Here is a 21,211-nt window from a genome sequence, read left to right as displayed (position 1 = left end):
AAAAAGTCACAAACCGTGTCGCTCCTTCGACGGCGTAAGTCGATTGCTATTTTAAACCTTTCTGATATCCACTTTATATGGGATGACAATCTCGCACGTATCGGCCAAGGCCGCTTTAAAGGCCAGGGCATCCGACGTGGTGCCCACGATGGAATCGTAGTGCATCGGTATGGCTGTTCTGGGCTTGATCCGCTTGGCGGCGGCCGCGGCCTCGTCGGCGGTCATGACATAGGTTCCGGAAACAGGCAGCAAGGCAATGTCTGCACGCAGGCCGTTCATTTCCGGAATCAGGTCCGTATCCCCGGCATGGTAGACCCGCAGGCCGTCAAGGGTGACGATGAATCCCAGCCAGTTCTTTTCCTTGGGATGAAAGTGCTTGTCCATGTTGTAGGCGGCCACCGCTTCGATCAGGATGCCGGATACGGTCAAGCTGTCTCCGGGTTTGACGATCCGGATGTCCCCGGCCAGGTTTGCGGCCGACAGTTTTTCAGCGGATTCGGGCTCGGTGACAATCACCGTCGAAGGCTTCCTGATCCTGGCGATATCATCGATTGAGCAATGATCAAAATGCGGATGGGTGACCAGAATGATATCCGCCGGCCGGTCCCCCTCGACCTGAAAGGGATCGATCATCAGGGTAACCCCGTCGGCCGCTATCTCAAAGCCGTCATGCCCCAGCCATTTGATCCTGTCCAATAAGCGGGTTTCCATTTTCATCCTCCCGTTTGTGAATCTTAAGTTCCGGACGCATCCAACCGGCTTGCCGAGGTGGCGCGGCCACCCGTCGATTAACGGTTCCGGCCCTTAACAGCCAGATGGCCGGAGCCTCCGGGTTAAGACAACTGGTCAACGATGATACCGACGATGGCTTCCGGAGTCTCCTGAATGTCCACCGTCAGGCCATCTTCGGGTTCTTCCAAAATGTCCAGTTGGCTCTTCAACAGGTCTTTCTTCATATAAGGGTGGTGCCGCCGGTCAATCCGTCGGCGCAGCAGTTCGAATGAGCCCTTTAAATAGACCGTCCTCACGGCAGACTGATCGACGCCCAGCGTATCGCGATACGATTGCTTGAGGGCGGAGCAGGCCAGAATGGCGCTTTTGTTTTCCCGCAGGCACCCGTGGATGTGGTCGCGCAAATTTTCCAGCCACAACCGGCGGTCTTCGTCGTTCAGGGCAATCCCCGCCCGCATCTTCTCCACATTTTCTTCAGGGTGAAAATCGTCCCCGTCGAAGAACGGCCAGTGGAGCCGCTGCGCGAGCAGCCGGCCGACGGTTGTCTTGCCGCACCCCATGGGACCCATAAGGATGACGACCGTGGCGTGGCTATGCATGGTCTTCCAGCCGGTAGAGGGTCTCACCGGCGTTTGGCACATATAGAATGCCTTCTTCCTCCCTGCCGGTGTAGTCCGCGATTTCGATTTCCGCCGGATTCAGGTAACCCAGATTGACCCGTTCACAGCGTTCCCTGGAAATGGCGGTGGCCAGCATCACCTCCACGTCCGGCGTTTCGATGCCATTTCTGTATTCGCCGGTGCCCCGGACATGGGTGGAATGCGCCAGAACCCCCCGGGGAATATCGTCGAAGCGCTCCATGCGGGATAGAAAATAATCCCGGACGTGGTATCCTATCTTCTCGATATGGGGCCCCCAGGTTTTCGAAAAACGATGAATGTGGGGCGCATAGATGATCAGCCGGCCGGCCTTGGCCACCACCTGCTCCAGCTTGTACATCACTTTGCCGGCCGTCCAGATTTCGTCGTACATCTCAGGCGCGCGGCCCAGTACGATCCCATAGGGTTTCTTTTTGGTCACGATGTGAATTGTCGAAGACAGATCCGCCGCCTCGGACCAGGCCGTCTCCACATCCCCGCAAAAAAGCCCGTGCAGCCCGCTCTCGGGATGAACCACCATCGACAGGTAGTCGATGGGCCGCTTGACCTGCTCCATCGCGCGATGAATCACCCGCCGGACCGGCGTGTCCTTGCGGCCGATAATCTCCCGGGTGGTGATCACCGCCCCCAGCCAGTGGAAGAAATGCAGCAACTCGCCGCCGGATATGCCGGGGAACAGGTACTTGGCGCCACCGGAAAAGCCGGCGACTTCATGGGGAAACACCGGCCCGAGAATCACAATGCGGTCATAGTCGTGAATCTTCCGGTTGATGTCGATGGAGACCGTTTCGCTCAATCGCCCGCCGGAAATGTCGACGATCTCTTTCTCGGACAGGCGGCCAATCGGCACCAGCGTGTCGGGCAGGTCCCAGCGGTGGCAGAAAAAATCCGATCGTCCGAAGCGGTCGCGCCGGCATTGCCGGTTGATGCCATAGAGGGCCAGAACCTGTGCTTCGGAGAGGATCGGGTGCGTGCCCAAGGCCACGAGGAAGTCCAGCTTGGCGGCCCGCCTGCCGATGGTGTCGTTAATGGCCCGGACCATCGTCCCCAACGGGCAGGTCCGGGTCGCGTCGGGGGTCAGCACCAGGATGCGCTTGTTCTCAACCCGTCGGGCCGGCATCCCGTCTTCGATAACCGCCCTGATTTTCTCTTCGGTAAAGTCCACGTCGCACCCTTTCCCCGCCGGCCTCAGTCTTTGAGCGCACCCATGGTCAGCCCCTGGACAATGCTTTTGCGCACGAAAAAGGCAAACACGGAGACCGGCAGGACGATCAGGGTGGCCGCCGCGCCGATGCCGGCCCAGTCGATCTTGCCATAGGAGATGAAATTATACACGGCGACCGGTACGGTCTTGGTGTTGGGGCCGGACAGGATCAGCGAGAACAGAAACTGGTTCCAGGAGAAAATAAAGGAGATGATGGCAGAGGTGGCGATGCCGTTGCGCACGAGCGGCAGCACGATGATCAGAAAGCTTTGCAGTCCCGTGCAGCCGTCGATCATGGCCGCGTCTTCCAGTTCGGCCGGCACGCTCTCGAAAAACGAGATCATCAGCCAGATGACCATGGGCAGGGTAATGATCAGATGGGTAATGGTCAGGGCGGTATAGGTGTCGATGAGATTCAGGTAGCGAAAGATAATGTACCAGGGAAGCAGGTAGCTCACAAACGGCGTCATGCGAGCCACCAGGATGAGGATTCCGATTCGGCCCTGGCGGTATTTGGCGATGGAATAGGCCGCCGGCAGGCCCAGCAGCAGAGAAATTCCCGTGGCCAGGCCGGCAACGATCAGGCTGTTCATCAGATATTTGAAAAAGTTGTACTGCTGGAAAACGGCCCGGAAGTTTTCCAGCGTGGGCGAAAAAATGAACCGGGGCGGATAGGAGATATTCTGTACACCGGTCTTCAACCCGGTCAGGATCATCCAGACAAACACAAAGACCGGCGGCAGGCACAAGGCGACGGCGCCGGTGTAGAACAGTATCGATTTGAAGCGCTTTGTCATCCGTCCGCCGTTTCCCATAAAACGTCCCCATCCGCAGGTGCAGGGTTGCCTTTGGTCAGATATCCTGTGCGCTGATGCGCATACGGTTCATCACCACATTGAACACCAGCACGATCAGGAAGACCACGACCATCAGGGCCGACCCATAGCCAGCCTTGAAGAAGCTGAATCCCACATTGTAAGAGTACAGATACAGGGTTTCGGACGCAATCCCCGGCCCGCCCTGGGTGATGGTGTAAATAATATCGAACTCCTTGAGATTGTCCAGGGACCGTAGCATCAGCGCCGCGATCAGCACCGGCCGGATCAGGGGCAAGGTGATATACCAGAAGATCTGCAGCGTGTTGGCCCCGTCGATGCGGGCCGCCTCATAGGGATCGTGGGGCAGCGACTTGAGGCCGGCGAGAACGATCAGGGTGATCATCGGGGTCCATTTCCACACGTCCACCATCGCCAGTGCCGGAATCACCGTCCGGGCGCTGCTGACCCAGAGGCTGCCGGGCAGGCCGACACTCTCGAGCAGGTAGTTCATGACCCCGATTTCGGGGTTGAGCATGATTCGCCAAATCAGGGCGACGGCCACCGGCGTGGCCGCAAACGGGAAAATGTAAATGGCCTGAACGATTTCGCTGCCTTTGAACTGGCGGTGGAAATAGAGCGCGATGAGAAGCCCCAGGATCAGTTCGATGGAAAGGCTCAAACCGCTGAAATAGATCATCACCTTCAACCCGTTTAAAACCCGATCATCCCCGAACAATTCGATAAAGTTATCAACGCCGATGAATCGGGGATCTCCCAGTCCGATGGTCCATTTGGTAAAGGCCAGGTAGAGATTATACCCGATGGGAACCACCACGATCAGAAACAGGGCGATCACTGCCGGTGCCGGGTAAACGAGGGCCTGGCGGCGATCGATGAACCGGGAAAAGGTGCCGAGGACTTGCTTCACCGCGTTGTTTTCACTCCTTGCCGCTGGGACCCGGGCCTGTCCGCATCGTGAACGCGGACGGCTCCGGGTCTTTTGGCAGCTATAGTTCCATTTTCTTGTTCATCAGTTCGGCGGCTTTTTTGGCCGACGCCGCCACATCCTTTCCTTCGATGGCGTCCACGATCACCAGGCCGGTGATATCCCGGATTTCGGGAACGTTCAACACGGGCGGGTTCCACTGCGGCTGGCCGATCTCAAAGGACTTCAACGAGCCGGCCGTCCAGTCCGGATTGGCGTCCGTGGACTTGTATTCCGCCGAATTCCATGCGGATGCGCGCCCGGCCGGCACACCGGCCATGAGGGCACCCAGGACGTTTTCCTTGTTGGTGGCCCACTGGACGAACAGCCAGGCCGCTTTCTGGCGCTCGGGCGTGCTGGTGCCGCTGACCGCCAGGCTCCAGTTGGAAACATGGGGGAGTTTGCCGGCCGGACCGGCCGGGATGGTGGAATAGCCGACCTTTCCGGCCACCTTGGATTCCTTCGGGTTCTCGTACAGCGATTTGAATACGTTGGCGTCGAAAATCATGGCGGCTTTGCCTTCCATGAAGATGGACGTGCTCTCGGCCCAGTGCAGCATGGTGCCACCCTGAGGGCCGTAGTTTCTCAACAGGTCGCCGTAAAATTTGAAGGCCGCGATGCTTTCGGGAGCGTCCAGGTTCGACTTTCCCTGCGCGGTCGTCCATGATCCGCCGAAACTGTAGAGAAAATCGACCCATTGGGAGGTGGCTGCCGCCCCCTTTCCCCTGAGCGTAATGCCGACCATTTTTTTCCCGTCAACTTCCTTGCCGGTGAAAAATTTGGCCGCCTGCTCCAGTTCCTGCATGGTGTCAGGGACCTTGACCTTAAACCGGTCGAACAGATCCTTGCGATAGGACAGGAGGGACGCTTCGGCGTTGATCACGATGCCGATCTGCTGGCCGTCAATGGACGATCCCTTCATGGGGCCGGCGAAAAAGTCTTTGAGATCCCAATCGGCCGCGGTCAGGCCCGGATCGGCGATGTAAGCATCCAGGGGCTTGAGCCATCCCGCCTTCCAGTAATGAAGCTTGGCCTGGCCCGGCATGATCATGTAGCCGTCCACCGTGCCGCCGGCGTTGAGTTCGATCATGCGTTTGTTGCGGAACTGGTCCTCCGGAAACACTTCGAGGGTCACCTTGATGCCGGTCATCTTCTCGAAGTCAGCCACCCTGGGCTCGATGAATGAGGTAAACGGATGTTTGTTCATCAGAAAACGGATCTCGGTGCCCTTGGACTGCATCCAGTCGACACTGCCGGCAATCGCAGGCAAGACCATTCCCACGCACAAGAAAACGCCGATCAAAACGAATGTCATTTTTTTTTGCATGTGCTTCCTCCTCCCGTTGATGATTTTGGATCGATGGTTGCTGTCTGTCGACGCTCGCCCAACAGCGGGGCGTTCCCAGCAGATTAAATCTCCCGCGGCCGCCGGCATCGTCTTCCTGCCGTTTCTTCAGCGCGGACCCGCAACCGCGTTGGCCGTCGTCACACAATGGTCCGGGACGTGTCTTTGTCGAATAAATGGACATTGGACATGTTAAGGGCGATCTCCAACTCCTGCCCGACGATTAACGGGCGATCCGGTACCGTCACCCGGGCCACCATTGGATGGGATCCGCAGGTCAGGTGGACGAAGGTTTCGGCGCCGAGTGTTTCCACCACCTCGACGCGCGTCGGGATCGTGTTTGCCCGGGTTTCGGAAAGCTCCCGCTGTTGCTCCGCCATATCCTCGGGACGCACACCGAAAATAACCGGCCGTCCGGCATACGCTTTCACGCCCGGGTAGAATGCATCGGGCAGCCGGACCTTAAAATGGTTGGAATGGACATAATAGGCCCCCTGCTCTTCGACCAGCGTGGCCGGCATAAAATTCATGGCCGGCGAGCCGATAAAGCCGGCGACGAACCGGTTGGCCGGCTGTTTGTAAACGTGAAGGGGAACCCCGGATTGCTGCAATGCACCGTTTTGCATAATAAAAATGCGACTGGCCATGGTCATGGCCTCCACCTGATCGTGGGTGACATATATAATGGTGGCCCCCAGACGCCGGTGGAGCTTGCTGATCTCGGCCCGCATGGCCACACGCAGCTTGGCGTCAAGATTGGAAAGGGGCTCATCGAACAGGAACACGTCGGGCTTGCGCACAATGGCCCTGCCCACGGCCACCCGTTGGCGCTGTCCGCCCGAAAGCTGCTTGGGTTTGCGGTCCAACAGTTCATGAATGCCTAAAATATCGGCAGCTTCCTGTACGCGCTGGTCGATTTCCGGTTTGGGAAACTTGCGCATTTTCAACCCGAACCCCAGGTTGTCGCGGACGTTCATGTGCGGATAGAGGGCGTAGTTCTGGAAAACCATAGCAATGTCCCGGTCTTTCGGGGGGACGTCGTTTACCAGGCGGTCACCGATGGTGATCTCTCCGGATGTCACCGACTCGAGACCGGCGATCATCCGCAGCGCCGTAGTCTTTCCGCACCCGGAAGGCCCCACCAGTACAGCGAATTCCTTGTCCTGTATCTCGATGCTCAGGTCATCGACAGCCGTGACCGACTTGAACCGCTTGACGATGTTTTTCAGGATTACCCGGGCCACGTCATCCGCCTCTCTTCTGTTTTTCCGATATCCTGCCGCCGCCGCTCATATCGAATAGGAAGAAAATCCGCCGTCGATGGGGATCACCGCGCCGGTCACAAAGCTGGACGCGGCCGACAGCAGCCAGACCAGCGGGCCGATGAGGTCGTCCGGCTGCCCGTAACGGCCCATGGGGGTGTGGGCGATCACTTGCCGACCGCGCGGCAAGAGTTCGCCGGTGTTCTTGTCGACGTGCAGGAACTTGAGCTGTTCGGTCATGAAAAAACCGGGCGCCAGCGCGTTCACGCGAACCCCCGTGTGCGCAAAATGAACGGCCAGCCATCGGGTGAAATTGCTTACCGCCGCCTTGGCTGCGGAATAGGCGGCCACTTTGGTAAGGGGGGTAAAGGCACTCATGGAAGAGATGTTGACAATCGATCCCCTGCCGTTAGCGACCATTCCTGCAGAAAAGGCCTGCGTCGTCAAAAATGTCCCCATGAAATTGAGGTCGAAGACCTGACGGAAACCGGCGGCATCCAGGTCGAAAAAAGAGCCGGCGGCCGGTTCCGAAGATCCGCCGGCGCTGTGAAACGATTCGGAGGTTCCGCCTCGGGGATCGTTGCCGCCGGCACCGTTGATCAACAACTCAGGCGGTCCCCATAATCCGCAAACCGCCTCGTAGCAGTCTTTCAGCTCGGCGCCGTCGACCACATCGCAACGAAACGCGCGCGCGGTTCCTTTTGAATCGATGATCGCCTGCGACCGGGCCTCTGCTTTTTCCCCGTCGATATCGATAACGGCCACCTTGACACCTGCTGCACCCAGCGCGTGGGCCATGGCGCCGCACAGCGCACCGCCCGCACCCGTGACCGCGGCCACCTTTCCGGACAGATCGAAACGCTCCGATAAATCCCTATGCATCTTATCTCAACCATCCTTTTCGTGATAAGGCGATCTGAAAAGACGATTCCCGGCGCGGTGACCGACCGGCGTCAAAGCCCGCCCTGTCCATCGGCAAAAGCGAGCACTTCGGACAAACCGGGCATGGCGATCGAGCATCCATGCCGGGCTACCACCATCGCCCCGCAGGCGTTTCCCAGCCGCACTGCCCTGCGCAGATCCCAATCCTTCACATACCCGTACAGGAATCCCGCGCCGAATGCATCACCGGCACCCAGGATATTTTGAACATGAACCGTAAACCCCGGCACATCCTCAACCGGTTGATCCCGGCAATGAATTCGGGCGCCTTGCCCACCGCGCTTTTCCAACACCAGGCGAGGGCCGTGGTCTAAAAGGGCGTGGGCATGCCGGGCGGTATTCCCGGCCACCCTGGCATCGGACACCTGAGCGTGGGTCAATCGAATGGCATGCGGGTCGGTCAGCAAGGTGGCATTTATTTCGTCCTCGGTGCCCATCACGATATCCACGCACGGCAGTACGGACCGGATCGTGACGCCATAGGCGCGGGGGTCGTGCCATTGATCCGGCCTGAAATCGAGGTCCAGAACCACATCGGTGCCTGCCTTGCGGGCAAGCTCTGCCGCTGTCAATGTGGCGCTTCGGCTGGGATCCCGGCTCAGGTTGGTTCCGGCAAACTGGAACACGCGACTGCTGGCAATGGGGGCTGCCAGTACATCGCTGATTTCCAGCGCGATATCGGCGCAGTTATCCCTGTAAAAAACCAATGGGAACTTGTCCGGCGGTTCGATGCCCAGCACGACCAGGCTGGTGTGCCGGTCCTTTTTGCGGGGACTGAAGCGAATGTCCACGCCCTCGGTGGTTAAAAAATGAACGACGAAGTCCCCGACCGGGTCTTCTCCGAAAGCGGTCAGCAGAGCCGCGTTCAGCCCCAGCCGGCGGCAACCGACACTCATGTTCGTGGGCGATCCGCCGACGTAGGCGGCAAAACTTTTTATCTGGGCAAATTCAGCCCCCACATCGTTGCTATACATGTCCATACACGACCGCCCCATATGGAACGTGTCATAGACATGCCGGGCGCTATCAGGTGGCTTGGGATCCATTTAACCCCTTCTGATGATATCAATGGTGCAGTGAATGGCGGTGCGTTTCTAGAGTTATTTATGTGATACCGCAATCTCTGTGCCAGCGGCGTCGCAATGTTTAAGGGCAGGTAAGTTATTAATTATTAATTCAATTCATCAAAACGTGCCATGCAGGGAAACTGAACTGACTTTAATTGCTGTCAGCATATTTTTCAATGTGTAATTTTCTGGTTCCGGCGACCGGTGGTGATGTTTTTCCGGGTGGAACCGAAAGCTCGGATGTCGCACGTGATCATCAGGATAACCGGTTGCAAATGGCGCCTGCGACAGCTTTCAGGCATCTCAATATCAGATGGCACATAGGTCCTCTGCTATTCTCATGATGCTGATTCACGATTCTATTTTCAGCACCCGATGAACGGTATGGGCCAAGTCGGAATAGATAACTGGCTTCATGAGCACGGCGCTTATGCCAATGGCTCCCGTTGCCTGAGTGTGGATTGGTTCGCTGAATCCGCTGCAAAGTATTATCGGGATATCGGGCCGGATTATCCTTATTTGTCGAGCCATTTCATCACCGGTCATCTTCGGCATGGTCATATCACTGATGACAAGGTCGAACTTCTTGGGGTCGGCTCGGAAGGCTTCAATAGCGTCTATGGCACTTGCCCTGGTTTCTACCCGGTAGCCAAGACGCCCCAATAAATCCTGGCCGAGGTCGAGCAGCGATTTTTCATCATCCACAAAAAGGGTGGACCCACTGCCGGAAGGGAGTTGATCCGCTTTCTCAACAGCGGTTTCGGCCGTAGCATCGGCTGTGGGAAGAAATACATGGAAAGCCGTGCCGATTCCCACCTCGCTATAAACCTTAATATTACCACCGTGGTCCTTAACAATTCCGTGTATGGTGGAGAGTCCCAGGCCGGTGCCTTCTCCGGTGGGTTTTGTGGTGAAATAGGGGTCGAAAATTCGACTGATCATTTCCGGTGGAATGCCGCAACCATTATCAGCAATGGAAAGCTTAAGATAGTGCCCCGGATTCATCTCAGGAAAGCTATTTACATCATGATCTTGAATGGTGACGGCCGTCAGGCTCACATTCAGCATACCACCGGCGGATTTCATTGCGTGGTAGGCATTGGTGCACAGGTTCATGACTATTTGGTGGATGTGAATTTCACTCGCAAATACCGGAGCAAGATTACGTGAAATGTTTTCCAGGATTTCAATATTCGCGGGCAAGGAAGCTTTGATGAGTTTTAGAGCCTCCTCGACAACCCGGCTGACATCCATCGGTCCCTTTTCCGAATGGCCCTGACGGCTGAATAAAAGAATTTGTTGAACCAGTTCCTTTGCACGATGACCTGCCTTGGTAATCTGATTGACATAATTCCTGAGTTTTGAATCCGCCTGGCATGCGAGTTGCGCCAGTTCGGAATACCCTAAAATAGCGCCCAGAATATTGTTAAAATCGTGTGCTATACCACCGGCCAGTGTTCCCAACGATTCCATTTTCTGGTTTTGAAGCATTTGGGCTTCCATTTTGACATGTTGCTTTTCGGCTTCTTTTCGCTCGGAAATGTCTTTAACAAAAGAGACGCTATAGGGTACGTTGTCGAACTCCAATAGGATTCCGCTAATTTCGACGGGAACATCGGTGCCATCTTTTCTCCTGTGGACGGTCTCAAAAGTGTACATGCCTTTGGCCTGTTGCTGCCGGAGCCATACCTGCTCGACTTCCTGGGGAGAAAAGCCCCGATCAATCTCCAGGACGTTCATCTGGCAAAGCTCTTCCTTGGTGTACCCGAGGTATCGGCAGGCATGATCGTTGACGTTGGTGATATCGCCGCCGTCTCTGATCAGGAAAATACCGAGTGGGGCCGTGTCGAAAATAAACTGGGTAGTGCGCAACGATTCAAAAACACGCTTTTGGTCCGTGATGTTTTTGATGAGGGCCATGGAATAGCGATGGCCCTCGAATTCCATCAGGGTTGCGGTCACTTCAACCGGAAAATTCGTGCCATCCTTCCGACGATGTCGGCTCTCGAAGGTAGCAGAGCCGTCATCGCATAACGTTTTCCACGCGTGCGGCCACATTCCCCGATCTATAACGGGATCAATGTCAAAGACCGACATTCCCAGGAGTTCTGCCTGTGAATAGTCGAGGGACTCGCAGGCTTTACGGTTGGCGTATAGGATGTACCCTTCCTGGTCCAGCCTTAAGACACATACCGATGCATGATCCAGGCAAAATCTGGCCATCCTGCATTCCTGGTCGTCATCTATAGATGAAGGGCGTAGGTCGCTTCCCATGTAGTTCTCCGTCTTTTGCTAAATCGGATGCAGTCCATCGATTAGTGTTTTGACCTGTTTTGAAGCAAATATCCCTTTTCCCGGTGAAATTCAAGAAAGGCCAGCATTGCTGCCCATCCCAATACGATGAGCGCTGTTATTATTCAAAACTACAAAAATGTTTCAATCCACGCCCCCGCGCGGGGGGAAACTTTATAGGCATCTGAAGCCTATGTAGTGGGCGGTGGACCCCAAAAACTGGACAATGTGCTAAGCTATGAGTCAGACCAAAAATGAGGAGGATCTGACGATGGGTAACAAGCGCAAATCACACAGTCCACAGTTCAAAGCCAAGGTCGCTCTGGCTGCCATTCAGAACGAAGAAACCGCAGCACAGTTGGCCAGTCGATTTGGTGTTCACCCCACCATGATTTCCACCTGGAAGCGGCAGATGCTCGACGGTGCAGCCGATATCTTCGATAAAAGCCACCGATCCAGAAAACAGGCCGATGCCCAAACCGCCGAACTGTACCGCCAGATCGGTCAACTCAAGGTGGAAAACGATTTTTTAGCACGCAAGCTCAGCAGCTGAATCGCAAACAGCGTAAATCCATGATCGATCCGTTGGATCGGCAGCTGAGCGTTTCCCGGCAGTGTGAACTAATCGATCTTAGCCGGTCATCCTATTACTACCAACCCATACCCATAAGCCAAGAAGAGCTGGAACTGATGCGCAAGATCGACGAACTGTATCTTACCAATCCATCCTCGGGCAGCCGAACGATCAGCCGCCAGCTGGATCGTCAGGGCATAACAGCCAATCGCAAACGGGTTCAGCGGCTGATGCGATTAATGGGTATCGAGGCGGTGTATCCCAAACCGCGGACCAGCCGCCCCCATCCCCAGCATAAGGTATATCCTTATCTGCTAAGGGGTATGACCATCAGTCGCACCAATCAGGTTTGGGCCAGCGACATCACTTTCATCCCCATGGCCAGTGGGTACATGTATCTGGTGGCGATCATGGACTGGCACAGCCGCAAGGTGCTCGCCTGGCGGATATCCAACACCCTGGACAGCGCCTTTTGTATCGATGCCCTTAAAGAGGCGTTGAGCCGCTATGAGCCACCGGAAATCTTCAATACCGACCAAGGGGCTCAATTTACCAGCAACGCGTTCACCAAGGTTCTCATCGATAACAAGGTCGCCATCAGTATGGATGGTCGGGGTCGTTGCCAGGACAATATATTCGTCGAGCGGCTGTGGTGGACCCTCAAACACCAATACATTTACTTGCACGCATTCGACACCGGTAAGGCGCTGCGGCAGGGTCTGGGCCGGTGGCTCGATTATTACAATCACGAACGGGGCCATTCGGCCCTTGACGACAGAACCCCGGATGAGGTTTATTACGGTCTGCCCCATCCTTTCGCCGAGGCTGCCTGATGCCTTTTTATCTTTTAAAAAGCTCTCGGCTCATAGCTTATTCTACCCCTCAGGCTGTCCAGCCGATGGGGTCCACCTCCGTGGCACCCTTCTTAAATGGAAAAAGCCAAGGTTGACCCGGCCTTATCGCTCTTTGACAATTTGTGTTGGTACGTTCGCGATGAGAAACAGGATGGAAGCACCGAAGCCGATAGCAGACCGTATCCTCAATTGTGCTGCTGGGCAGTAATGCCCGAATCTTAGTTTTCCGCTTGCGGTCTGGTGAGCCAGCCGCCGATATACTCTGCAACCTCTTGCCACAGAGGTTCGGCCACGACCCAGTGGGCGTGATTTTCGAATTCCTTGTAGGTCGATACCGCCTTATATTTTTGCGCCACTTTGCGGACGACCGATGCCGGCGTTATCCGGTCCTGAGCACCAGCTACCACCAAGACGGGGCAGGTCACCTTGGAGTCATCGACCTTCGATGCGCCTCGTGCATCGAAAAGCCAGTAACCGATTTCGAAAGCCGCTCTCCCGGACTCATAGACGAATTTATCGTAGGCCTGTTTCTGTTCGTCTTTCGGCAACAAATGCAGCATCGAATAGACCGCCTCGCCGAATGTCTGGCGCATCGGCTTCCTCCAGAAGCCCCACTTCGTCATAACGCTCCAGAAGCTTCTGATCACGGAAGGCTTGAGGGCCAGTATGCCTGAAGGCGATGCGGGGGTGAGCAAGACAAGAGATTTTGCCAGTCCGCGTGCGCCCAGTATCTGAGCCAACAGACCTCCCATGGAGTGCCCCATCACGATCGGCTTCTCGTCCATCTGTCGGATTTCTAGTTCTAGTGCTTCAGCGTAATCCAACAAACTGGCCGTTCCGAGACGAGAATCCGGCACACCTTGAGGGTCCATGTCGTGATATGGCAAAGTCGTCGCTACGCATCGGTAGCCGTGCGCCTCGAACACACGCCGGTAGTTCGACCAATACCATGGTCCACCCCACATTCCGTGAATCATTAAGATCGTATCAGCCACCTTGCGCCCTCCCGAGACAAATGAGTGTCGCCCAATAGTAGCAATACGTGGAAAATTTTCCACGTATTGGCGTATTACGTCCGAACAATGGAAAATGAACCGAAAAATTTACACTTTTAGTTTTTGGGATATGCTCAATATTTAACTGTTTGTCCAGCCAACACAATTTTTCAGCGGAAATCAAGCAAAATCAAATTCAGTTCGAGAGGTATTTAATTACATGGAGTTAGCAAAATGGACCAAAACGAGTTTCAATCCACGCCCCCGCGCGGGGGGCGACGAGAAGGACCAAGGTAAAAAATGGACCGATTCTGTTTCAATCCACGCCCCCGCGCGGGGGGCGACTGCTGCGCTTTAACGCTCTGTTTTATTATGGTAAATTTCAAGGATAACGCGGTAATCCTTAAAAATGGCGTTAAAGTTCTCACTGAAAATTATCACCACCCCCTTTTCCATTTTTTTATCAAGCACATAAGACACACTGCGAACATCCCTGGCAAATCATGTGCGCTTGGGGTTCGCAGATGATCTACCACCGGGGTTTATACAATCAGCGGTCCCTCCTGGTCGAAGCTCTGTTTGGCGCCGATATGTTCGATGCGGTTTCGCCAGTTGGCGCCGAGAAAGTAAAACCGCAGGCTGTCGGTTTCTTCCTCGATCTGATCGATCAGTTTCTGTTTGAAAACAACCCACTGGGCCGGATCAACAATACATTCGAAGACCGAGTATTGCACCTGCTGGCCGTAGTTCTTGCAGATTTTGGCCACCCTTCGCAGGCGGCCGGGCCCCTCCACGTCCATGGTCGACACATCGTAGCTCACGAGCACCATCATGGGCATTCCCTCCAGACAAAGGGCGGATAAGCATCCAGGTCACCGCGCAGATATCTGGCCAGAAGCAGGGCCTGGGTGCTGAAGAGCAAACCGACGGCTACCTTTTCCTCAAGAAACGGGTGAAAAATCTCATCCTGCTTGCGTTTCTGATAGGCCACCAGGACTGTTTTGCGAAGATCGTCGCTCATGAACACGGCGCCTGTTTCCTGAACGATAAAGTCCTTTTCAGCGGCCTGCCCCCGGTTGATCAGCGAGAGCACCAGCCGGTCCGCGATCACAGGCCTGAACTCCTCCATCATGTCCAGTGCCAGACCGGGCCGACCCGGCCGGTCCCGATGCAGATATCCCACGGCCGAATCCAGCCCCACCGATTCCAGCGCCGAGCGCACGTCGTGCAGCAGCAGGGTATAGATGAACGACAGCAGGCAGTTGATCGGGTCCAGCGGTGGGCGCCGGTTGCGGCCATTGAACGAAAACCCGTTGCCCTTGTTGACGATGAGGTGATCGAAAACGCTGAAATAGACCCGCGCCGCGTCCCCTTCCATGCCCCGCAGGGAATCCAGCGGCATATCCGAACGCATACTCTTGAGCAATGCCGCAAGATGGTCCGAGGCAGCATTGATCCCGGCCGCATCCACCTTGTCGCCGTGGTCCCTGACCGCCCGCTGCAGCACCGTCCGGGTGTTGGCCAGTTTGCCGACCAGCAAGGCATGGGCGATGGCGGCCGACGCCTCGTCGCTGTCCGCCCGCCGATACTGCTCCCGGCGAAGCAGCACATTACCGGACACCGGCCCCTGGACCCGTGCCAGAAATCGTCCATACTCGGTAAGAAAACTAATTGCCACATCACGCTCCGCGCAAAAGCCCATAAGATAGGGGCTACACATGATATTACCAAAACAGACGATGCCGTCCAATGTATGGACAGGAAGCTGAAGCTTCTTCTCACGATCAACAGAGACGACGACGGTTTCGCCTTCCTTATTCAAATACGCGCCCTGGGTGGTCACGAACAGGGTATTGAGATGCTTTTTCATTTTCCCTCGCGGATGGCGTCAAGGTACCGGCTGGCGGATTTTTTACCGCTAAGCGTTTCCGGCAGGCAGTATGAAAAGAAAGAACAGTTCGGGCAGCGCTTATCGAATACCGGTTTGGGTGTAGCCCGCGCGTCGAAGAGTGCATGAAGCCGCCGGGCCACCTGCTCCGTCTCCTCACGCAGTTCATCACTAAAAACCACATCCTGGCGCCGCCGGGTCTTCCCGTAAAACAGCGCCCCGTTGCCGATCCGATGCCCCAGCATCTCCTCCAGACAGAGGGCCTGGGCGCAAAGCTGGATCGTGTCGCAGTTGTCCTTCTTCGGCCGCCCCCGTTTGTATTCCACGGGAAAGGACCGCCAAACAGTTTTCCCGGCGGCGTTTCTCTCCCGGTGAAACTCCACCACATCGGCCTTGCCCACCAGGCCCAGCCGAAGCGATTGCAGCGACACGGCATAGGCGATGCGCACATCCCGCCGCGATTCACTCTTGCCCGAGTCCACCCTGTCGTGCAGGACGCGCCCCTCGGCCGTGAAACGGTTTTCCAGCCACACCTGTTCCACATGAATCAGGGCGCACTGCCGCTCGCAAAAGCAGATGTGCTGGAGGGCGGATAAGGGCAGGAGATCGGATTCGGCGAACATAAGAACCTTTGACGATAAAAGAATTTGGCGCTTATTTTTGTGAACTTGGGCAACCGATTTGAAAACAATGTCAACGTCTTAGAGGTGTGGGCATCCTTATCGCCCCGATTTCTCTTTTCCAAGCTTGTATTTACGCATGGGATGATCCAGAGGCAAATTTTCCAGGAGCTTTTTTTCAAATTCCTCAGCGCCTTTTTGAGCATGATAGTGCTGTTTCGATTTTTCTGTTAAATGACGCTGGCCTTTTATTTCGGAGTTCTGCAGATGATCTGCCCATGCACGTAATTGTCGAGAACAGCTCTCGGCCATTAATTTCAAATTTGAAATTTGAGATTTGAAATTGGCGAACGCCTTCCGCTGTTCGATAAAACAGAGCATGGAACGGACTTCTCCCGCCGAACCGCGGGCAATATAGAGAAACGCCAGCAACTCATTGGTCGTACCGCGTTCGAACCCTTCGGCGATATTGTTGGATACCGACAATGCGGCTCGCTCGATCTGGTCTCTTAGGCTGCGACTGCCTTTCCATTCCCGGCTTTCCGTCATATCGTAGACCCCGTTGCATAAACGGATGGCCTCTTTCCAGACAGGCAGGTCTTCAAAGCGGGCGTAGGTCATGGTGATGCCTCGCAATCAGATCCAGAAGGCAATTTGTTGGATCTGGCCCTCTGCTTTTCCCGAGCCTCTTGGACCAAGTCCAGGGATGCCTGCCACGCCTGACGGCAAAACGCTGTAAACGGTTCCAGCTTTTCCGCTTTCGGCAGCAATTCGTTTCCGGCCCGGATCTGGCCCACGGCATAATGATACGCTGACAACGCGTCGATGTATGCTTTGCGCTGTTCCCTGGGGATGATGATCGGCGGCAGACCGGCCATGAGAACCGGAAGGTTGGCCACCAACCGGGCCAGACGGCCATTCCCGTCAAAAAAAGGATGAATGCGTACAAAACTGATGTGGAGCTTCACATAAGCCGTCAGCGCAAGCTGCCGGTCGCCGGGGCTTATCGCTGAACTTAGCTCGCCATACAGCCTGAACCAATCGACCATCAACGGGGGGACATCATCAGGTGGGGCATATTCAAAAATCACCTGTTTTTCGTCAACAACACTGACTGAAGAGTTGGGTTCTTTTTTCCAGTCGCCGACCGGCTTGTAAAAATCGACTACCACCTCCGTCTGCACCGCCTGATGCAGGGCGAACAGATCCGCTTCGCCGAATGGACGCCCTTTTTGAAGGCAGTCATACACCAGATCGATGGCCCGGGCGTGTCCCACCACCTCTTGATGATCCTTCAGCGGCTTGCCGGCTATGGTCAGGCCCTCTTCCAGGACAAAGGCAGTTTCACCGAGCGTAAGGGTGTTACCCTCGATGGCCGTGGAGGTGTGGGTCCACAGGTTGCGAAGCTGGGTCAGCAGGGCTTTGCGAAGGTCCTTGTCGAGTCCCCTAAGAAAGTCGAGCATGATTCCCCTCACGGTTTAAAAACCATCAATTACTTCCGGATCCAAGCCATCCAAATTATTCAATTCAAAACTGCCGTCCGGATTTACCTGTAATGTCCTATGAACCCTGGCGGAAGAGTACTGGCCCGACTTGCTGTTATGCTGCCACCAAACCGCTTTTTCCACTATCATACTGCCTTCCGGCCGGGCCGATGAAGCGTCCCCTTCAAAAAGCCGGGGCAGAACTTTTTTCAGGGTCTCGGCATCCTTGTTATCAAAGCCGGTTCGCTCGGCAAGTTGCGGGGTCATGGCGCCAAAGGCGACATAGATTGCCTTGTCCACCCGGTGTTTCATTCCCATAGTATCAGAGCCTTTCTTGGTACCGTCACCTTCACCGCTGACACTTTTGGTAATCTGGGTGCTGGTGACACTGACCGGTTCAACGCTGAATGCCGATTGGATTGTGACAGGCCCACGGATCGGTATCGACACACCATCGGCGCCCGTGCCCTTGAAAGCGAAAAGTTGGCCGAAACTTCGCACATCCAACCATTTTTCACAGGCCAGGCGTGCTGCCTCTTCGGGCTTGGTTTTCTTGCTGTTAAAGGCATCTTTTCCCAAACCGTATTCATCGGACTCCGCTCTGGCCTTCAAACTCGCCATCCCATCAATTTTATTATCATCTGACTGAACAAAAATCGACTGGCCGTCAGCCAAAAGGCGGTTTCGTATTTTTCTCTTCAAACATACATCCGAAATTTCCCCCAATCCGTCATAATCCACCCTGGGTCTGTTGCCATTCAATGGGTCACCATTCGGGTTGGCATTTTTTACCGATATAATAATCGCAAAATCTATTTTATTTTCAAGACTCATGTTTCTCCTCCTTTTCATCCTTCACATCAGCTGTCTTATCTACCCAGGCCTGCTTTTGGCAATGATAGCCAAGCAGAAACTCGCCCGATAACGTTTTGTCGCTGACAAAATCACTATGGGAAAACAACGCCTGCACCGCGTCCAATTCCTTTTTGCGATTGAATAGAAAGCCTGCCCTGTTAGCCTGCAATCTCTGCATGTAAGGCTGCAGGGCGAGTTCAATATTGCGCCAGGTCGAGAAGGGGCGGTCGGCAAATCGCTGCATCAACCTGGCAGCGGTAGTGGGTCTTTCCTCGCCCCCAATCCGTAGCGCCGTTTCTTCAATCCTTTCCGCCAATGCGAGCAGGCGGCCATATAGATAATCCCTTGACGTCCAATCTTCTTCCAGCGACATACTGTATTCTCTCCTTTCATTTTCCTGGGGATGCCGCAGATAAAAGCCTTTATAGAGGGCGCAGGCCACCGCCAAATTTCTTTCCCATTCCCACTTTTCACCTATATTGCGGTTGGCGGCCCTGCGCACCGCCGACGCCAAAATGTCACGCGGAAAGGGTCTGCCATCGACGATGCAGGGCAATATTCGCTCAATGACACTTTTTTTCAATGTGTCATTGCTTTTCAAAATATCTCCATAAGCTGCTTCGGCAATAAGCCTGGGCGCCGGGCTGGAAACAGGCCAGATCGTCTCTCGGACAGGCTTCTTTTTACCTTTGGGGTCAGAGAGTACCTGGGTGTGGCGCTGCGGCCAGGCAAACTGCCGGTGCCAAGCCTCGATTCGATCCAGAAACTCGCTGGCCAAAAGTTCGCGGTAATAGATGATGCCCATGCGTCCCGGAGTCGCCGAATCCAGTCCCATGATGATGATCTGCTCGTTAACATCCAGGGTGGCATGGTAACCCGCCAGATATTTCCTGAGCTTTATCGCAAAAGAACCGCCTATATCGATAGCGTGGTCGATACGGGGATCCTCGGGTTCGTCCGCCGGCGTATCATTGAACTCAGGATCTGCCAGAAACAGCTCCCACGACGCTTTAAATGGATCCGGAGAATCTTTACATGAAACTGCCCAACAAACGAAAACCTGCTCATCATTATGGAAACATTTTTGTCCGGATAGAAGCCACCTGAGAGCATTATGCGCCTTTTGTGTGACATCAAAGCCAACACAAACTGCTTGGGCACCATTTCGATCTATCATTGTCTTTGAATCAGTAAACCGTCCGCGAAAGGTAAAGCCACTATGATCATTAGAAGAAATAAGTTTCGCACCATCGCCCGGCCATCTCAGGAAACGCGGGTGATTTGATGCTCTTCTTTCATTCTTTCCCAGAATATAACAGAAACCTTCTTTACTATTACGATCACGATCATAGTCTATCCAGGCGTTTATCAAATCATTATCCATCCAAGTCGTGCTATCTAATTCCCCAGGTTTTTCAATACGCCAACGGATAAACACCTTACTTGTCTCTATTTTTTGGCTGTTGCCACCTAATTTTTCAATTTTCACGGGGAATTCAATTTCTCCAGACAAATCTTTCCAAAGATTTTTCTTTAGGAGATATTTTAAAACGGCCATGACCTTTGGATGAGACCAACTTGAATTTGCCCAATCCTCCAACTGCGTCATATAAGCAGCAACTTTTTCCTGATCTGCATTAGGGTAGTCAAAAGCACAATAACCTATTTCATCACAAAGTGGATGAGGAGCGATTTTACTACCCGATCTGCCTGCTGATGCTTCTGATGCGGGGATCAAAGTAGGGCCTTCTTCACCTTGTAAAGTCTTGGTTCTTCCTTTAAGATATGTTCCTTCTATATCAATGACTATCTCAAGATGGGCATTTTTGACGAAATGGGCTATCGGCCATAATATGTTATGCTCATTATAATTTTGAAGTTTCGCAATATTGTTATAGGTTTGATACAGTTTCGCCATCCAACTCATAGCGCAACCTCCTCGCGTTCAACCGACAGGAGATTTTCATCCAGCCCAAAGGGCTTTGCCGTCATGGGGCGGATGAATCTTCTCTTCTCGCACTCTTCCGGTCGGGGAAACTGAAGAACTCCTTTGTGCATGGTGGCCTGCCAGAATCGGCTGGCCAGCTCGTTTTTCCCGGTCTCGTCCGGGTAGTCAAAGCTATGAAACATCAGGCCGAAACTAAATTCATCAATCCTGTCATAGGCCCCCTCGCCCTCGCCGAACCGGCACGGCGCCGCGTAGCCCTGACAGTCACGGACACCCAAAAATATATCCTGCCGTCCGCCCTTTTCCAGCATGCGCTTGGCGATGCTGTAATGCTTGCCGTCTATGCGATCGCGGGCCAACCCGGGCCGGTGCTCATTCCACTCGAAGTGGGACTGGACCTGGTACTCCACTTCGTGAAGAAAGGTGTATATGGCAAGCGAATTTCCGCCGCTCCAGGCCAGCGGCTTGGTCCCCTTGGTCTGGGTCCGAAGCGTTTTCATCACCCGGACCCTATCGACATACCAGATGATCGTCGGCTTCCAGTAGATGGACTTCAAGACACCCTTGACCGCCTCATAGGTCGGCACATGATAGGAGCACTTCTCACCGCCTGTCTTGGTCACCGGATCGGTGAACAGGGCATACCGGCCCCACAACCTGAAACTGATGCTGTTGTTCATCCAATTT

20 protein-coding genes are annotated in these 21,211 nt (G+C 54.7%); 1 reads left to right on the top strand and 19 read right to left on the bottom strand.

The features are described from left to right. Positions 1 to 51 precede the first annotated feature (51 nt). From ACHZBS_RS18740 to ACHZBS_RS18695, 10 genes are all read right to left on the bottom strand, one after another. Positions 52 to 711, bottom strand: coding sequence for an MBL fold metallo-hydrolase (locus tag ACHZBS_RS18740; RefSeq protein ID WP_319408051.1), 660 nt, complete (start codon positions 709 to 711; stop codon positions 52 to 54). Between the two features lie 122 nt (positions 712 to 833). Beyond that, entirely contained in the window at positions 834 to 1,331 is a 498-nt protein-coding gene (locus ACHZBS_RS18735; protein ID WP_319408050.1) for a gluconokinase, read from the bottom strand. Further along, positions 1,324 to 2,556 carry a lactate racemase domain-containing protein gene (locus ACHZBS_RS18730; RefSeq protein ID WP_319408049.1) on the bottom strand — a complete coding sequence of 411 codons (1,233 nt, stop codon included), beginning with the start codon at positions 2,554 to 2,556 and terminating at the stop codon, positions 1,324 to 1,326. Before ACHZBS_RS18730 ends, ACHZBS_RS18735 begins: the two co-directional genes overlap by 8 nt. Before the next feature lie 23 nt (positions 2,557 to 2,579). After that, a complete protein-coding gene (locus ACHZBS_RS18725; RefSeq protein ID WP_319408048.1) occupies positions 2,580 to 3,410 on the bottom strand; it encodes a carbohydrate ABC transporter permease in 831 nt (276 codons plus the stop codon). A 37-nt stretch (positions 3,411 to 3,447) separates the two neighbouring features. Then, positions 3,448 to 4,341 (bottom strand): sugar ABC transporter permease, encoded by an 894-nt coding sequence (locus tag ACHZBS_RS18720; RefSeq protein WP_319408047.1) that lies wholly within the window; start codon positions 4,339 to 4,341, stop codon positions 3,448 to 3,450. A gap of 79 nt (positions 4,342 to 4,420) precedes the next feature. Then, positions 4,421 to 5,725 (bottom strand): sugar ABC transporter substrate-binding protein, encoded by a 1,305-nt coding sequence (locus ACHZBS_RS18715; RefSeq protein ID WP_319408046.1) that lies wholly within the window; start codon positions 5,723 to 5,725, stop codon positions 4,421 to 4,423. A 158-nt stretch (positions 5,726 to 5,883) separates the two neighbouring features. Beyond that, positions 5,884 to 6,987, bottom strand: coding sequence for a sn-glycerol-3-phosphate ABC transporter ATP-binding protein UgpC (locus ACHZBS_RS18710; protein ID WP_319408045.1), 1,104 nt, complete (start codon positions 6,985 to 6,987; stop codon positions 5,884 to 5,886). Positions 6,988 to 7,032: 45 nt separating this feature from the next. Beyond that, positions 7,033 to 7,887 carry an SDR family oxidoreductase gene (locus ACHZBS_RS18705; RefSeq protein ID WP_319408044.1) on the bottom strand — a complete coding sequence of 285 codons (855 nt, stop codon included), beginning with the start codon at positions 7,885 to 7,887 and terminating at the stop codon, positions 7,033 to 7,035. Between the two features lie 71 nt (positions 7,888 to 7,958). Further along, positions 7,959 to 8,993, bottom strand: a complete 1,035-nt coding sequence (gene iolC, locus ACHZBS_RS18700; RefSeq protein ID WP_319408043.1) for a 5-dehydro-2-deoxygluconokinase — start codon at positions 8,991 to 8,993, stop codon at positions 7,959 to 7,961. Positions 8,994 to 9,365: 372 nt separating this feature from the next. Beyond that, a complete protein-coding gene (locus tag ACHZBS_RS18695) occupies positions 9,366 to 11,237 on the bottom strand; it encodes a PAS domain S-box protein (protein ID WP_394708010.1) in 1,872 nt (623 codons plus the stop codon). Positions 11,238 to 11,577: 340 nt separating this feature from the next. Between ACHZBS_RS18695 and ACHZBS_RS18690 the strand changes: the two genes are divergently transcribed. After that, positions 11,578 to 12,713, top strand: a protein-coding gene (locus ACHZBS_RS18690) for an IS3 family transposase (protein ID WP_319405970.1) whose coding sequence is annotated in 2 segments (ribosomal slippage) — positions 11,578 to 11,857 and positions 11,857 to 12,713 — 1,137 coding nt in all. Because the reading frame shifts where the segments join, the coding sequence is not laid out codon by codon here. 239 nt (positions 12,714 to 12,952) lie between these two features. Here the strand turns inward: ACHZBS_RS18690 and ACHZBS_RS18685 are convergent. The 9 genes from ACHZBS_RS18685 to cas5c form a co-directional block, all read right to left on the bottom strand. After that, positions 12,953 to 13,729, bottom strand: coding sequence for an alpha/beta hydrolase (locus tag ACHZBS_RS18685; protein ID WP_319408042.1), 777 nt, complete (start codon positions 13,727 to 13,729; stop codon positions 12,953 to 12,955). 542 nt (positions 13,730 to 14,271) lie between these two features. After that, positions 14,272 to 14,562: a CRISPR-associated endonuclease Cas2 gene (cas2, locus tag ACHZBS_RS18680; RefSeq protein WP_319408041.1), complete on the bottom strand. Its 291-nt coding sequence runs from the start codon at positions 14,560 to 14,562 to the stop codon at positions 14,272 to 14,274. Continuing rightward, positions 14,559 to 15,599, bottom strand: a complete 1,041-nt coding sequence (gene cas1c / locus ACHZBS_RS18675; protein ID WP_319408040.1) for a type I-C CRISPR-associated endonuclease Cas1c — start codon at positions 15,597 to 15,599, stop codon at positions 14,559 to 14,561. The genes cas2 and cas1c overlap by 4 nt, the downstream gene beginning before the upstream one ends. Beyond that, entirely contained in the window at positions 15,596 to 16,240 is a 645-nt protein-coding gene (gene cas4, locus ACHZBS_RS18670; protein WP_319408039.1) for a CRISPR-associated protein Cas4, read from the bottom strand. The genes cas1c and cas4 overlap by 4 nt, the downstream gene beginning before the upstream one ends. A gap of 96 nt (positions 16,241 to 16,336) precedes the next feature. After that, entirely contained in the window at positions 16,337 to 16,858 is a 522-nt protein-coding gene (locus tag ACHZBS_RS18665; protein WP_319408038.1) for a four helix bundle protein, read from the bottom strand. Then, entirely contained in the window at positions 16,855 to 17,700 is an 846-nt protein-coding gene (locus ACHZBS_RS18660) for a Fic family protein (protein ID WP_319408037.1), read from the bottom strand. Before ACHZBS_RS18660 ends, ACHZBS_RS18665 begins: the two co-directional genes overlap by 4 nt. A gap of 15 nt (positions 17,701 to 17,715) precedes the next feature. Beyond that, positions 17,716 to 18,555 carry a type I-C CRISPR-associated protein Cas7/Csd2 gene (gene cas7c / locus ACHZBS_RS18655; RefSeq protein WP_319408036.1) on the bottom strand — a complete coding sequence of 280 codons (840 nt, stop codon included), beginning with the start codon at positions 18,553 to 18,555 and terminating at the stop codon, positions 17,716 to 17,718. After that, entirely contained in the window at positions 18,545 to 20,503 is a 1,959-nt protein-coding gene (gene cas8c / locus ACHZBS_RS18650) for a type I-C CRISPR-associated protein Cas8c/Csd1 (protein WP_319408035.1), read from the bottom strand. Before cas8c ends, cas7c begins: the two co-directional genes overlap by 11 nt. Continuing rightward, a complete protein-coding gene (gene cas5c, locus ACHZBS_RS18645; RefSeq protein ID WP_319408034.1) occupies positions 20,500 to 21,204 on the bottom strand; it encodes a type I-C CRISPR-associated protein Cas5c in 705 nt (234 codons plus the stop codon). The genes cas8c and cas5c overlap by 4 nt, the downstream gene beginning before the upstream one ends. Positions 21,205 to 21,211: the final 7 nt, after the last annotated feature.

Origin of the sequence: uncultured Desulfosarcina sp. (genome assembly GCF_963664155.2) — a bacterium.
Classification (GTDB): Bacteria; Desulfobacterota; Desulfobacteria; order Desulfobacterales; family Desulfosarcinaceae; genus Desulfosarcina.
Note: the sequence above shows the minus strand (reverse complement) of the source record. Positions and strands in the feature narration are given on the sequence as shown.